Here is a 14,106-nt window from a genome sequence, read left to right on the forward strand (position 1 = left end):
GGCGGCGGGTGCGGGCCGGGCGCGGCCGGGCCCGCTCCGGGGGCGGCTCCCGCGCGGTGGCGCCACCCCGGCGCCGCGTGCACCCGTCCCGATGAGGCAGTCTTGTTCCGTGCCCGAACCAGAAGCCGGCCCCGCCGGACCCTCCGCCTCCGTCGACCTTTCGCATGCCGCGACGCTGCGGCGGCTGGAGAAGTCCTCCGGGCGGCTCGCCGCGCAGGCGATCGCGCGGATGGACGAGACGCTGCCCTGGTACCGGGCGATGCCCGCCGAGAACCGGTCGTGGATCGGGCTGGTCGCGCAGGCCGGTATCGCCGCGTTCACCGAGTGGTTCCGGCACCCGGAGACCCCGCAGGCGATCTCCACCGACGTGTTCGGCACCGCGCCCCGGGAGCTGACCCGGGCGATCACGCTGCGGCAGACCGTGGAGATGGTGCGGACCACCATCGAGGTCATGGAGTCCGCCATCGACGAGGTGGCGGCCCCCGGTGACGAATCCGTTCTGCGGGAGGCGTTGCTCGTCTACGCCCGCGAGATCGCCTTCGCCACCGCCCAGGTCTACGCCCAGGCCGCGGAGGCGCGCGGCGCCTGGGACGCCCGGCTCGAATCCCTCGTCGTCAACGCCGTGCTGAGCGGGGAGGCCGACGAGGGCGCCGTCAGCCGGGCCGCCGCCCTCGGCTGGAACTCCCCCGACCATGTGTGCGTGGTGCTCGGGACCGCGCCCGACGGGGACTCGGAGCTGACGGTGGAGGCGATCCGGCGGGCCGCCCGGCACGCCAAGGTGCAGGTGCTCACCGGGGTGCTCGGGGACCGGCTGGTGGTGATCGCCGGGGGCAACAACGACCCGCTGCAGGTCGCCAAGTCGCTGATCGGGCCGTTCGCCGCGGGTCCCGTGGTGGCCGGGCCGATCGTGCCCGACCTCCAGGCCGCGACCCGGTCCGCGCAGGCCGCCGCCGCCGGGCTGAAGGCGTGCTCGGCCTGGCAGGACGCCCCGCGTCCGGTGCTCGCCGACGATCTGCTCCCCGAGCGCGCGATGGCCGGAGACCCCTCCGCGCGCGAGCAGTTGGTGGAGGAGATCTACAGACCGCTGGAGCAGGCGGGCTCCGCGCTGCTGGAAACGCTCAGTGTCTATCTGGAACAGGCGTCCAGTCTCGAAGGCGCCGCCCGGATGCTCTTCGTTCACCCCAACACCGTGCGCTACCGGCTCCGACGTGTGACAGACGTCACCGGTTGGTCACCCTCTGATGTACGCTCCGCTTTCACCTTGCGGATCGCGCTGATCCTGGGGCGTCTGGTCGATGGAGATCCCCAGATCTAGGCTTTTTGTCGGGGACCCACAAATCCCCCTGCTGTTCTTCGTCCCTGTCCCCACGGGCGGCCGTGCCCGTCCACAAGAGAGAGTGTGAGAGTGCTCGTACTCGTCGCTCCCGGCCAGGGCGCCCAGACGCCCGGCTTCCTGACCCCCTGGCTCGAACTCCCCGGTGCCGCCGACCGTGTTGCCGCCTGGTCGGACGCCATCGGGCTCGACCTCGTCCACTACGGCACCGAGGCCGACGCGGACGCGATCCGTGACACCGCCGTGGCGCAGCCGCTGCTGGTGGCCGCCGGGCTGCTGTCCGCCTCGGCCCTCGGCGACGTCGCCGTCCTCGCGCCCGGCGCGGTCGCGGGGCACAGCGTCGGTGAGATCACGGCGGCCGTGCTCGCCGGCGTCCTCGACGACACCGCCGCCCTGAAGCTCGTGCGCACCCGGGGTCTGGCCATGGCCGAGGCCGCGGCCGTCACCCCCACCGGGATGTCGGCGCTGCTCGGCGGCGACCCGGAGAGCACGATCCCGCACCTGGAGAAGCTGGGGCTGACCCCGGCCAACGTCAACGGCGCGGGCCAGATCGTCGCCGCCGGAACGTCGGAGCAGTTGGAGGCGCTGGCCGGGGACAAGCCGGAGGGGGTGCGCCGGGTGGTCCCGCTGAAGGTCGCGGGCGCCTTCCACACCCACCACATGGCTCCCGCGGTGGACACGCTGGCCGAGGCCGCGGACGCGCTGACGCCGGCGGACCCGGCCGTCCCGTACGTGTCCAACAAGGACGGCCGTACGGTCGACACCGGTGCCGAGGTGCTGCGGCGGCTGGTCGGCCAGGTGGCCAACCCGGTGCGCTGGGACCTGTGCATGGAGACCTTCCAGGCACTGGGCGCGACCGCGCTCCTCGAGGTGTGCCCCGGCGGCACCCTCACCGGTCTGGCCAAGCGCGCGCTGCCCGGCGTGCGCACGCTGGCGCTGAAGACCCCCGACGACCTCGCCGCCGCCCGTGAGCTCGTCGCCGAGGCGGCGACCCCTGCCGCCGACGCGGCGGGTGCCTGACAAGGAGCCTCATGTCGAAGATCAAGCCCGCCAAGGGTGCCCCGCACGCCCGCATTCTCGGTGTCGGCGGCTACCGCCCCGTCCGCGTGGTGCCCAACGAGGTCATCCTGGAGAAGATCGACTCCTCCGACGAGTGGATCCGCTCCCGGTCCGGCATCGAGACCCGGCACTGGGCGAACGACGAGGAGACCGTCGCCGCCATGTCGATCGAGGCGGCCGGCAAGGCGATCGCGGACGCGGGGATCGCCGCGGAGCAGATCGGCGCGGTCGTCGTCTCCACCGTCTCGCACTTCAGCCAGACCCCGGCCATCGCCACGGAGATCGCGGACAAGCTGGGCACGAACAAGGCCGCCGCGTTCGACATCTCGGCGGGCTGCGCCGGCTTCGGTTACGGGCTCACCCTGGCCAAGGGCATGATCGTGGACGGCTCGGCGGAGTACGCGCTGGTCATCGGCGTGGAGCGGCTGAGTGACCTGACCGACCTGGAGGACCGCTCGACGGCCTTCCTGTTCGGTGACGGTGCCGGCGCGGTCGTCGTCGGTCCCGCGCAGGAGCCGGGCATCGGCCCGACCGTGTGGGGCTCGGAGGGCGACAAGGCCGAGACGATCCGGCAGACCGTACCGTGGAACGAGTTCCACGTCGGCGACGTCTCCCGGCTTCCGCTGGACAGCGCGGGGAACATCAAGTTCCCGGCGATCACCCAGGAGGGCCAGGCGGTGTTCCGCTGGGCCGTGTTCGAGATGGCGAAGGTCGCTCAGCAGGCGCTGGACGCGGCCGGGATCAGCCCGGACGAACTGGACGTCTTCATCCCGCACCAGGCCAATGTGCGGATCATCGACTCGATGGTGAAGACCCTCAAACTGCCGGAGCACGTCACGGTCGCCCGGGACATCCGCACCACCGGCAACACCTCGGCCGCCTCGATCCCGCTCGCGATGGAGCGGCTCCTGGCGGCCGGCGAGGCGAAGAGCGGCGACACCGCGCTCGTCATCGGATTCGGGGCGGGTCTGGTCTACGCCGCCACGGTCGTTACCCTCCCCTAGTGCACCGGCCGGGATCTTCCGGCCCACGCCACACCCTCTGGAAACACACCGAAGGAGCGCCAACATGGCCGCCACGCAGGAAGAGATCGTCGCGGGTCTCGCGGAGATCGTGAACGAGATCGCCGGCATCCCGGTCGAGGACGTCGAGCTGGACAAGTCCTTCACCGACGACCTGGACGTCGACTCGCTGTCCATGGTCGAGGTCGTCGTCGCCGCCGAGGAGCGCTTCGACGTCAAGATCCCCGACGACGACGTCAAGAACCTGAAGACGGTTCGCGACGCCGCCGACTACATCCTCAAGCACCAGGCCTGATCTCGATCCGCCTGGGCCGGGGCCGTCCGGCGGACCGTGCCGGCACCGCCGGCGCCGGCCGTCGCACGAGGTGCGGCACGCCGCCGCACACGGCCCCAGCTGCCCCGCCACCCGGCGGTGGCGCCGCTTCATCCTCGTAACGTTGGAGAAAGAATTCCCGTGAGCTCGACCAATCGCACTGTGGTCGTCACCGGTATCGGCGCAACCACACCGCTGGGTGGCGACGCGACTTCCACCTGGGAGGGCCTGATCGCCGGACGCTCCGGCGTCGGTCCCCTCGAGCAGGACTGGGCCGCCGACCAGGCGGTCCGCATCGCGGCACAGATCGCCGTGGAGCCCTCCGAGATCATCCCGCGGCCGCAGGCCCGCCGTCTGGACCGCTCGGCGCAGTTCGCGCTGATCGCGGCCAAGGAGGCGTGGGCGGACGCCGGGTTCAACGGCAAGGCGGGCGAGCCGGACGGCGAATCGGCCGTCGACCCCGACCGGCTGGGCGCGGTCATCGCCTCCGGCATCGGCGGCGTGACCACCCTGCTCGACCAGTACGACGTGCTGAAGGAGAAGGGCGTACGCCGCGTCTCCCCGCACACCGTGCCGATGCTGATGCCGAACGGCCCCTCCGCCAACGTCGGTCTCACCGTGGGCGCCCGCGCGGGTGTGCACACCCCCGTGTCGGCCTGCGCCTCGGGCGCGGAGGCCATCGGCTACGCCATCGAGATGATCCGCACCGGACGCGCCGACGTGGTCGTCGCCGGGGGTACGGAGGCCGCCGTCCACCCGCTGCCGATCGCCGCGTTCGGCAACATGATGGCGATGTCCAAGAACAACGAGGACCCGCAGGGCGCCTCGCGCCCCTTCGACACCGGCCGGGACGGATTCGTCCTCGGCGAGGGTGCGGGCGTCGTCGTCCTGGAGTCCGCCGAGCACGCCGCCGCGCGCGGTGCCCGCGTCTACGCGGAGGCGGTGGGCCAGGGCATCTCGGCCGACGCCCACGACATCGTGCAGCCCGAGCCGGAGGGGCGGGGCATCTCGCACGCCCTGCAGAACCTGCTGGACCGCACCGACCTGGACCCGGCGGAGATCGTGCACGTCAACGCGCACGCGACCTCGACGCCCGCCGGTGACATCGCGGAACTCAAGGCGCTGCGCAAGGTCTTCGGCGACCACGCCGACCACTTCGCGGTGTCCGGCACCAAGTCGATGACCGGGCACCTGCTGGGCGGTGCCGGCGGTGTCGAGTCGGTCGCGACCGTGCTCGCGCTGTACCACCGGGTGGCGCCGCCCACGATCAACGTGGAGAACCTGGACCCGGAGGCGGAGGCCAACGCGGACATCGTCCGCGGCGAGGCCCGCAAGCTGCCGGTGGACGGCCGTATCGCGGCCCTCAACGACTCCTTCGGCTTCGGCGGCCACAACGTGGTGCTGGCCTTCCGGTCGGTCTGAGCCGAGCACGCGTGACGCGCGGGTCCCCGCGCCCCCTGTGGGGGGTGCGGGGACCCGCGCGTCGTTCGTCGTGCCGGAAGGGCGGGCCTCAGACGACCTGGTGGAGCCAGCGGACGGGGGCGCCCTCCCCGGCGTGGCGGAAGGGCTCCAGCTCGTCGTCCCACGGCTTGCCGAGCAGCTTCGCCACCTCCCCCTCCAGCTCCGTCTCCCCCTGCCGGGCCCGCACCAGGGCCGCGCGCAGCCGGTCCTCGGGGATCAGGATGTCGCCGTGCATGCCGGTGACCGCGTGGAAGATGCCGAGTTCCGGGGTGCAGCTGTAGCGCTCACCCTCCGCGGCCGCGCACGGCTCCGCCGTGACCTCGAAGCGCAGCAACTGCCATCCCCGCAGCGCCGAGGCGAGCTGGGAGGCGGTGCCCGCCTCGCCGCGCCAGGAGAACTCCGAGCGCCAGGTGCCCGGCGAGGCCGGCTGGCGGATCCAGTCCAGGCTCACCCGGGTGCCGAGCACACCCGCGATCGCCCACTCGACGTGCGGGCACAGTGCGCGGGGCGCGGAGTGCACGTACAGGACTCCACGTGTCGTCACCTGAACCTCCGGGCAGAGCGGCGCATCGTGCAACTTGACGGAACGGCCGTGGCAGGGGCAGCCACGTGGCGAGGCTACCGTGCGAGGACGCCGGGAGTGTGACGTACCGTCGGTCCCGGTGCCCGCGAAACCCGAGGTTTCACCCATCGGGACGCGGTACCGACGCAACGTCGGCGCCGTTGTACCCGTCTTCTGCATACGGATCACCGGACGCTCACGTTCACCACACAGGCCACAAATTCGCGATCGGCTTTCGATCAGGAGGGAAACCAGGGGATGGGGAACCAGGGTCCGCGCGACCGGAACCGCCGCGACCGCCGGAGCCGCCGCCTGCTCGCCGCGGGCGCGGTCGCCGCGGCCCTCGCGCTGGGCGTGGCCGGCTGCGACTCCGGCGACGGCACCACCGCGCCGCGCCCCTCCGCCACCAGCCGCGCCCCCCTCTGGGACCGCAGCCCCGACTCGATCGCGGCCGTCGGCGACTCCATCACCCGCGGCTTCGACGCCTGCAACGTGCTCTCCGACTGCCCCACCGTCTCCTGGGCCACCGGCAGCGACACCTCCGTCGACAGCCTCGCCGTGCGCCTCCTCGGCAGGGCCGACGCCGCCGAGCACAGCTGGAACTACGCGGTGACCGGCGCCCGGATGGCCGACGTGCCCGCGCAGATGGCCAGGGCCGCGCGGCGCCGCCCCGAGCTGGTGACGGTGATGGCGGGGGCCAATGACGCCTGCCGGCGCACCGAGAAGCAGATGACGCCGGTGGACGACTTCCGCGCCGAGTTCAAGGACGCGCTGGCCACGCTGCGCACGAAGCTGCCGAGGAGCCAGGTGTACGTGGCGAGCGTGCCCAACCTGAAGCGGCTGTGGGCGCAGGGCCGCACCAGCGCGCTCGGCAAGCAGATCTGGAAGCTGGGGATCTGCCCCTCGATGCTGGGCGACGCCGAATCGCTCGACCCGGCGGCCACCCGGCGCCGCGACACGGTGCAGCGGCGGGTGGAGGCGTACAACAAGGTGCTGAGGGAGGTGTGCGCGAAGGACGCCCGCTGCCGGTTCGACGGCGGCGCGGTGCACGACTACCGCTTCGGGCAGGCCCAGCTCAGCCACTGGGACTGGTTCCACCCCAGCCGCGACGGCCAGGCCCGGCTGGCCGAGATCGCCTACCGCACCATCACGGCGGAGAAGCCCGTGACCTAGCCTTTGTTCCATGACTGAACTTTTCGGCACGCTTCCGGACGGCACCGAGGTGCACCGCTTCACGCTCGAACGGGCCGGGGTACGGGTGCGGGTGCTGTCGTACGGCGGGATCGTGCAGTCCGTCGAGGTCCCGGACCGCGAGGGGCGCACGGCCGACGTGGTGCTGGGCTTCGACTCGCTGGAGGGCTACCTCGACTGCCCCGCGCCGTACTTCGGGGCGCTGGTCGGGCGGTACGCCAACCGCATCGCGGGCGCCCGCTTCACCCTCGACGGGCGGACGTACCGGCTCGCCGCCAACAACGCGCCCAATTCCCTGCACGGGGGCGAGCGCGGCTTCGACAAGCGCGTGTGGGCGGTCGCGGAGCAGGCCGACGGCACCCGGCTCTCGCGGGTCTCGCCGGACGGCGAGGAGGGCTTCCCGGGCCGTCTGGAGGTGTCCGTGACGTACACGCTGGACGCGGACGGCACCCTGCGGATCGGCTACGAGGCGGTGACGGACGCGCCGACCGTGGTGAACCTGACCAACCACACCTACTGGAACCTGGGCGGCGCCGCCCCCGGCACCGGGAGCGCGGCGGGGCACGAGCTGTCCCTCGCCGCCGGGGCGTACACGCCCGTCGACGGGGACCTGATCCCCACGGGGGTGGAGGAGTCCGTCGAGGGGACGCGCTTCGACTTCCGGGCGGCGCGGAAGGTGGGGACCGGGTACGACCACAACCTGGTGCTCGACAAGGGGGTCACGGCCGGGGCGGAGCCGGTGGCCGAGCTGCACGACCCGGCGTCCGGGCGGGTGCTCACGGTGGCCACGACGGAGCCGGGGATGCAGCTCTACACCGGCGATCACCTGCCGGCACCGTTCACGGCCGGGGACGCGGTCGCGCTGGAGACCCAGCACTACCCCGACTCCCCGAACCGCCCGGCCTTCCCCAGCACGCGGCTGGAGCCGGGGCGGACGTACCGCTCGGAGACGGCGTACGGGTTCGCGCTGCGGTAGAGGTCCCGTGCGCACGGCGGATGCGCGACAGGGGGGCGCGGTGAAAGGCGTGAGCCCCGGTCCGGAGGTCAGGTCCCGGACCGGGGCTGCTCGGGGTGGGCCCCGGGTCAGACGGTAATCGCCGTCGCCACGCGGCGGTCCGCGATCGAGCGCCCGGCGGCAATCTCGTACGAACCCTTCACACGCGCCCAGGCGCCCGCCGTCTCGTCCCACACCTCGAAGGCGCGTCCGGGCAGGGTCACCACGGCCTCCGCCGTCTCCCCCGGGCCCGCCTCCACCCCGGCGAACCCGGCCAGCCACCGCAGCGGCCGCTCGGGTCCGGCGGCGGCGTCCGGACCGGCCGGGGAGACGTAGACCTGGACGACCTCGTGTCCCGCCCGCTCGCCGGTGTTGCGCAGGCGTACCCGCACGGTCCTGCCCTCCGTGCCGCGCTCCCCCTCGGCGGGTTCGACGGCTTCGACGGACTCGTACGACCACGTGGTGTAGCCGAGCCCGTGCCCGAAGGGGTACGCGGGCGTCCGACCCGCCTTCTCCCAGGCACGGTATCCGATGAACACCCCTTCAGAATAAGCGAGTTGGCCGTCCACCGGGACCACTTCGGTGACCGGTGCGTCGGCCAGCGCGCCCCAGGTCGTGGGGAGCCTGCCGCCCGGCTCGGCCGCGCCGGTGAGCACCTCGGCCAGCGCGGCGCCGCCCTCCTGGCCGGGGAACCAGCTCAGCAGGACCGCGGCGACCTCGTTCCGCCAGGGCAGTTCCACCGGGGAGCCGGAGTTGACGACGACGACGGTGTTCGGGTTGGCGGCGGCCACCGCGCGGACCAGGTCGTCCTGTCGGCCGGGCAGCCGCAGGTCGGCGCGGTCGAAGCCCTCGGACTCGACGCGGTCGGTGGTGGCGACCACGACGACCGCGGTGTCGGCCTCCCGCGCCGCCGCCGCGGCCTCGGCGATCAGTTCCTCGGGTTCGCGCCGCGGCTCCTGGTGGGCGAGGGCGAAGAGGACCGAGGTGGCGGTCGTGCCCTCGGAGGTCTCGACGGTGTGCGCGAGGGAGACCTCGACGCGCTCGCCGGCCTCCAGCTCCACCCGGGCGTGCGGCTCGGGGGCGCCGAAGAAGGCGGCGAAGGGGTCCTCCTTCGCGGGCCGCTGGACGCCGTCGAAGTACGTCGTGCCGCCGACGGTGAGCGTGAAGGCGCCCAGGCCCTTGATGCCGAAGGTGTGCGTGCCGGACTCGCGGGCGAGGAAGGTGCCGGTCAGTTCGACGCCGCGCAGGTTGGCGTGGGTGACGCCCTCGGGCAGGTCCACGTCCGTCCACTTGACGTCGCCGTTGGGTACGACGGTGCTGCCGAGGACGGTGCCGGCGGCGTCGCGGCAGACCGCGCGCAGGGTGAACCCGCGGTCGGCGATCGAGAGTTCCTCGTTGGGGTCGGCGCCCACGGCGTACGTCACGCTTCCCTCGGGCAGGGCGGCGGTCAGGCCGTCGAGCGGGGAGACGATCCGGTCGGGGAAGACGGTGGCGGAGCCGCCGCCGAGGACGCGGGCGTCGCGGGCGGCGGCGCCGAGGAGGGCGACGGTGGTGCCGGGGCGCAGCGGCAGGGCGGGACCGCTTCCGGCGGTCCCGGTCGTTCCGGTGCCCTCGGTGCTCCCGGTGCTCCCGGTGCTCCCGGCGGGCTCGTTGCGGACGAGGACGAAGGAGCGGCGGGCGATCTCGCGGGCCAGGGCGCGGCCGTCGACGTCCGCGGGCGGTGCGGCGACGACGGGCGCGGCGCCCTCCAGGATGCCGAGGCGGGCGGCGAGGCGCAGCACGTTGCGCACGGCCGAGTCGACCGTGGCCTCCTCCACCCGGCCCTCGCGCACCGCACGGGCGAGGGCCTCGCCGTACACGGTGTCGGGTCCCGGCATGGCGATGTCGAGGCCTCCCCGGACGGCGCGGACGGTGTCACGGGCGGCGCTCCAGTCGGAGACGTTGATGCCGTCGAAGCCCCACTCGCCGCGCAGGACGCCGTTCACGAGCGGGCCGTGCTCGGTCATCGTGGAGCCGTTGACGCTGTTGTAGGCGGTCATGACGCCCCACGGGCGGGCGCCCGCGACGATGGCCTCGAAGGGGGCCAGATACAGCTCGCGCAGGGCACGTTCGCTCACCAGGTTGTCGACGGTGAAGCGCTCGGTCTCGGCGTCGTTGGCCACGAAGTGCTTGACGGTGGTGCCGACGCCGCCGGACTGCACCCCGGCCACGTACCCGGTGCCGATGCGGCCGGTGAGGTACGGGTCCTCGCTGTACGCCTCGAAGTGGCGGCCGCCGAGCGGGGAGCGGTGCAGGTTGACGGTGGGCGCGAGCAGGACGTGGACGCCCTTGCGGCGGGCCTCCTGGGCGAGCAGCACACCGGCGCGGTGGGCGAGTTCCGGGTCCCAGGTGGCGGCGAGGGCGGTCGGGGAGGGCAGGGCCGCGGACGGGTCGTCGGCGGTCCAGCGCACGCCGCGGACGCCGACGGGGCCGTCGGACATCACCAGGGAGGCCAGGCCGATCCCCGGGAGCGCGGGCAGTGTCCAGCGGTCCTGGCCGGCGAGCAGCCGTGCCTTGTCGTCGAGGCCGAGCCGGGCGAGGGCCGCCTCGACGACCCGCTCGCGGGCCAGGTCGCCCGCCTCGTCCGTTACGCCGTCCGGCACCCCGCCCGCCGACCTGTCCGACGCCTCGTCCGTTGTTCCGGCCACGGCCGCACCTCCTCGTTGAAAGCCGCTTCGACGCTCCCATGCTGCACCTGTAACCAGTAGGGCGGTAGTTTTCGTTACCTTCTCGTGATAGTTCGGGGATACCCATACCGTACGGTGGCGCCATGACGAGCAGGGCCGGGAGGACCGGGTCGAGGACCGCCAGGGTCAGGACCGCGGGGCGGCGCGCGGAGATCGTCCGGGCGGCCCTCGAAGTGATCGCCGAACGCGGCTACCGGGGCGCGAGCATGGCCGCGGTGGCGGAGCGGGTGGGGCTGACCCAGCAGGGAGTGCTGCACTACTTCCCGACGAAGGACGCGCTGCTCCTCGCCGTGCTCAAGGAGCGCGACCAGTGGGACGCGGTGCCCGGGGAGCGGTGGCGGCTGGACCTGCTCGGCTCGCTGGTCGAGTACAACGCGACCCGGCCCGGGATCGTCCAGACCTTCTCGGCGCTGCTCGGCGAGAGCGTCACCGAGGGGCATCCCGCGCGGGACTTCTTCACCGGGCGGTACGAGGAGGTCCGCGCGAGCATGGCCTCCGTCCTGCGCGCGGAGTTCGGCGACCGGCTGCCCGGCGGACTGCCCCCGGAGCGGGTGGCACCGCTGCTGGTCGCGGTGATGGACGGGCTGCAGTTCCAGTGGCTGCTCGACCCGGGGGCGGTGGACATGCCGGGGGCGTTCCGGGACTTCGTGGCCCTGCTGGGCGAGCGGCCGGAACCGGCTGAGGCCGTCGCGCACGCCACCCCGGAGGACGTCCCGCGGAACCCGGCGGGGCACGCCAGAGAGGGCACGGGGCCGACGGAGACCGGGGCGGAGGCGGGGGCGCCGGAGACGGGGGCGGCAGAACCAGGGGGACCCGGGGCGGCGGACACCGGGGAGCGCTGAGGCGGGCTCAGAACGCCTGCGTGGCCGCCGCCTCGTGCTCGCCGCCGGTGTCCTCCTCGGGGTCCCGCGTCTCCTCGCCGAGGAGTTCGCGGGCCAGCAGGGTGGCGCCCGCGACCGCGCCCGGCATCAGGAACACCGCGACGAGCGGCACCAGGAAGGCCAGACCCAGCGGGGTTCCGAAGCCCCACACCAGCCTCTTCCGGGAGCGCAGGAGGGCGAGCCGCTCGCGCAGCTGGACGCCCCGGCGCTGGAGGGCCACCGCGGTGAGCTCCTCGGTGAGGAAGAACCCGGTGACGAAGAAGCCGATCACCGGGACGAGGGTCTGCCCGACGAACGGCAGAAACCCGCAGGCGAACAGCAGCACGCCCCACACACCGGCGCGCACGACGATGCGCAGGCCGTCCCGGGCCGAGATCCACAGGTCGCGCGCGAGCGACAGACCGGACTCGGGGGCGGTGCCGTCCGGGGAGACGTCGCGGTCGACCCGCTCGGAGAGGTTCTCGTAGAAGGGCTGGCCGACCAGCAGCGTCACGGCGGTGAAGGTGACGACCGCGAGCAGCAGCGCGAGGGCGAACAGCACGGCGGTCAGGAACCCGCGGAACAGGCCCTGCCAGGGGCTCGACCAGTCGTCCGCGAACGGGGTCGCCCAGGCGACGAAGTCGTCGCCCCACATGGCCAGGGCGACGAGGGCGGCGAGGTAGAGCACCAGGGTGATCAGGCCGGGCAGCAGCCCGAGACCGTACGCCCTGCCGTGCCGGGCCACCCAGCGGTGGCCGCGCAGCAAGTGCCTGAATCCTGCGGTCAGATCGCGCATGGGCTGCACTGTAGTGGGCGGGGGGTGAGGGGGCCGCGCCCCCTCACCCCCTCCGCCCCGGTCCACGCCGGTCCGCGACTCAGAGCTTGACGATCATCTTGCCGGTGTTGGCGCCCTGGAGGACGCCGAGGAAGGCGTCGAGGGTGTTCTCGACGCCCTCGACGACCGTCTCGCGGTACTTGAGCCGGCCCTCGCGGATCCACGCCCCGACCTCCTCCACGAACTGCGGCTGGAGGTCGTAGTGGTCGCCGACGAGGAAGCCCTCGATGCGGCCGCGGGTCTGGATGAGACGGGAGAGGTTGCGCGGGCCGGGGGCGGGCTCGGTGTTGTTGTAGACCGAGATCATGCCGCAGACCGCGATGCGGCCGTCGCGGTTGAGGCGGCCCAGGGCGGCCTCCAGATGGTCGCCGCCGACGTTGTCGAAGTAGACGTCGATGCCGTCGGGGGCGGCCGCGCGGAGCTGCTCGGCCACCGGGGCGCTCTTGTAGTTGAAGGCGGCGTCGAAGCCGTACTCCTCGGTGAGCAGCTTCACCTTCTCGTCGGTGCCGGCGGAGCCGATGACGCGGGAGGCGCCCTTGAGCTTCGCGATCTGGCCCACCTGGCTGCCGACCGCGCCCGCCGCGCCGGACACGAAGACGGCGTCGCCCTCCTTGAAGGAGGCGGTGCGCAGCAGGCCGGCGTAGGCGGTGAGCCCCGTCATGCCGAGCACGCCGAGGTAGGCGGAGAGCGGGGCGGCCTCCGGGTCGACCTTGACGACGTGCTTGGCGTCCGTGACGGCGTACTCGCGCCAGCCGAAGAAGTGCAGCACGTGGTCGCCGACGGCGATGCCCTCGGCGTCGGAGGCGAGCACCTCGCCCACGGCGCCGCCCTGCATGGCCTTGCCGAGCTCGAAGGGGGCGACGTAGGACTTGGCGGCGCTCATGCGGCCCCGCATGTACGGGTCCACCGAGAGGTAGCGGTTGCGGACCAGGACCTGGCCCTCGCCGGGCCGGCCGACCTCCGCCTCGACGAAGGCGAAGTCCTCGGGCTTCGGCCAGCCGACGGGGCGGCTGAGCAGCTGCCATTCGCGGCCGGTGGCGGGGAGCGATGCGTGGTCGGTCATGGGGGTGGCGGCCTCTCCTGGGGTTGCGTGTGCGGTCTTCGCCGGTGATGGTGCTCGGTGACGGGTGACCTCTGACGGGTGACACGTGGCACGCGCCGGCACGCGCCCTCGGCACGGGGTCCGGCCCGATGTGCTTCAGCACCTGAAACAACAATGGTCCTGAATATTTCAGGGTGTCAAGTAACCGGGTACCCTGCTGTCCATGGCTGCACACAAGAGCCCCCGTGTGGACCCGCTGACGCTGGAGGTCGTCGACCTGATCGGCACGGTGGTCGCGCGGTACCACGAGGAGTACGAGGAGGCGGCGGCGGAGCACGCCCTCACCGGGGCCCAGGCACGGCTGCTGAGCCTGCTGTCGCTGGAGCCGCTGCCGATGCGGCGGCTGGCGCGGAAGCTGAAGTGCGAGCCCTCGAACGTGACGGGCATCGTGGACCGGCTGGAGAGCCGGGGTCTGGTGGAACGCCGCCCGGACCCCGCCGACCGCCGGGTGAAGCTCGCGGCGGCCACGGAGGAGGGCCGCCGGGTGGCCCGCGGCCTCCGCGAGTCCCTCCACTTCGCCCGCGCGCCCCTGGCCGCCCTCCCCGAGGAGGACCGCGTCCGCCTGCGCGACCTCCTGCGCCGCATGCTCCCGGAGGAACTCGAGGAGGAGTGAGGGGGGCGACGCGAGGGGCGCGGGCCTCCCGCTGA

12 protein-coding genes and 1 pseudogene are annotated in these 14,106 nt (G+C 73.2%); 9 read left to right on the forward strand and 4 right to left on the reverse strand.

Annotated features, from left to right (window positions below):
* Positions 1-109 precede the first annotated feature (109 nt).
* The 5 genes from OHB09_RS09760 to fabF all read left to right on the forward strand — a co-directional run bounded on the left by OHB09_RS09760 (position 110) and on the right by fabF (position 5,149).
* Entirely contained in the window at positions 110-1,315 is a 1,206-nt protein-coding gene (locus tag OHB09_RS09760) for a PucR family transcriptional regulator (protein ID WP_167793068.1), read from the forward strand.
* 90 nt (positions 1,316-1,405) lie between these two features.
* Positions 1,406-2,353, forward strand: a complete 948-nt coding sequence (locus OHB09_RS09765; protein ID WP_006137598.1) for an ACP S-malonyltransferase — start codon at positions 1,406-1,408, stop codon at positions 2,351-2,353.
* 11 nt (positions 2,354-2,364) lie between these two features.
* On the forward strand, positions 2,365-3,396 hold the full coding sequence (locus OHB09_RS09770) for a ketoacyl-ACP synthase III (RefSeq protein WP_328921845.1): 1,032 nt from the start codon (positions 2,365-2,367) through the stop codon (positions 3,394-3,396).
* A 64-nt stretch (positions 3,397-3,460) separates the two neighbouring features.
* Positions 3,461-3,709, forward strand: coding sequence for an acyl carrier protein (locus OHB09_RS09775; RefSeq protein WP_006137596.1), 249 nt, complete (start codon positions 3,461-3,463; stop codon positions 3,707-3,709).
* Positions 3,710-3,868: 159 nt separating this feature from the next.
* Positions 3,869-5,149, forward strand: coding sequence for a beta-ketoacyl-ACP synthase II (gene fabF / locus OHB09_RS09780; RefSeq protein WP_040893501.1), 1,281 nt, complete (start codon positions 3,869-3,871; stop codon positions 5,147-5,149).
* Positions 5,150-5,237: 88 nt separating this feature from the next.
* Here fabF and OHB09_RS09785 read toward each other — a convergent pair whose 3' ends face one another.
* Entirely contained in the window at positions 5,238-5,732 is a 495-nt protein-coding gene (locus tag OHB09_RS09785) for a DUF3145 domain-containing protein (RefSeq protein ID WP_234527284.1), read from the reverse strand.
* 276 nt (positions 5,733-6,008) lie between these two features.
* On the opposite strand from OHB09_RS09785, the gene OHB09_RS09790 reads away from it, so the two are divergent.
* Complete coding sequence (locus OHB09_RS09790) at positions 6,009-6,923, forward strand: SGNH/GDSL hydrolase family protein (protein ID WP_006137593.1); 915 nt, start codon at positions 6,009-6,011, stop codon at positions 6,921-6,923.
* Positions 6,924-6,933: 10 nt separating this feature from the next.
* Positions 6,934-7,917: an aldose epimerase family protein gene (locus tag OHB09_RS09795; RefSeq protein WP_328921846.1), complete on the forward strand. Its 984-nt coding sequence runs from the start codon at positions 6,934-6,936 to the stop codon at positions 7,915-7,917.
* A gap of 107 nt (positions 7,918-8,024) precedes the next feature.
* Here the strand turns inward: OHB09_RS09795 and OHB09_RS09800 are convergent, their stop codons facing one another.
* Entirely contained in the window at positions 8,025-10,577 is a 2,553-nt protein-coding gene (locus OHB09_RS09800; protein ID WP_328923000.1) for a beta-glucosidase family protein, read from the reverse strand.
* Positions 10,578-10,726: 149 nt separating this feature from the next.
* Here OHB09_RS09800 and OHB09_RS09805 point away from each other — a divergent pair.
* Positions 10,727-11,326 (forward strand): annotated as a pseudogene (locus OHB09_RS09805) (TetR/AcrR family transcriptional regulator); the annotation flags it as partial.
* A gap of 184 nt (positions 11,327-11,510) precedes the next feature.
* Here the strand turns inward: OHB09_RS09805 and OHB09_RS09810 are convergent.
* The gene (locus OHB09_RS09810) at positions 11,511-12,317 is read right to left on the reverse strand and encodes an EI24 domain-containing protein (protein ID WP_191852993.1); all 807 of its coding nucleotides are present in this window, start codon (positions 12,315-12,317) and stop codon (positions 11,511-11,513) included.
* 79 nt (positions 12,318-12,396) lie between these two features.
* Positions 12,397-13,419 (reverse strand): NADP-dependent oxidoreductase, encoded by a 1,023-nt coding sequence (locus tag OHB09_RS09815; protein ID WP_006137587.1) that lies wholly within the window; start codon positions 13,417-13,419, stop codon positions 12,397-12,399.
* Positions 13,420-13,621: 202 nt separating this feature from the next.
* On the opposite strand from OHB09_RS09815, the gene OHB09_RS09820 reads away from it, so the two are divergent.
* Positions 13,622-14,071, forward strand: coding sequence for a MarR family winged helix-turn-helix transcriptional regulator (locus OHB09_RS09820; protein ID WP_040893498.1), 450 nt, complete (start codon positions 13,622-13,624; stop codon positions 14,069-14,071).
* Positions 14,072-14,106: the final 35 nt, after the last annotated feature.

The sequence above is a fragment of the Streptomyces griseoaurantiacus genome (assembly GCF_036189845.1).
Taxonomy (GTDB): domain Bacteria; phylum Actinomycetota; class Actinomycetes; order Streptomycetales; family Streptomycetaceae; genus Streptomyces; species Streptomyces griseoaurantiacus.

What these genes read in the sequence shown, in the direction of transcription:
- OHB09_RS09775 (WP_006137596.1), top strand. Translation starts at nt 3,461, where the DNA reads ATGGCCGCCACGCAGGAAGAGATCGTCGCGGGTCTCGCGGAGATCGTG.
- OHB09_RS09795 (WP_328921846.1), top strand. Translation starts at nt 6,934, where the DNA reads ATGACTGAACTTTTCGGCACGCTTCCGGACGGCACCGAGGTGCACCGC.
- OHB09_RS09820 (WP_040893498.1), top strand. Translation starts at nt 13,622, where the DNA reads ATGGCTGCACACAAGAGCCCCCGTGTGGACCCGCTGACGCTGGAGGTC.
- OHB09_RS09770 (WP_328921845.1), top strand. Translation starts at nt 2,365, where the DNA reads ATGTCGAAGATCAAGCCCGCCAAGGGTGCCCCGCACGCCCGCATTCTC.
- OHB09_RS09790 (WP_006137593.1), top strand. Translation starts at nt 6,009, where the DNA reads ATGGGGAACCAGGGTCCGCGCGACCGGAACCGCCGCGACCGCCGGAGC.
- OHB09_RS09810 (WP_191852993.1), bottom strand. Translation starts at nt 12,317, where the DNA reads ATGCGCGATCTGACCGCAGGATTCAGGCACTTGCTGCGCGGCCACCGC.
- OHB09_RS09815 (WP_006137587.1), bottom strand. Translation starts at nt 13,419, where the DNA reads ATGACCGACCACGCATCGCTCCCCGCCACCGGCCGCGAATGGCAGCTG.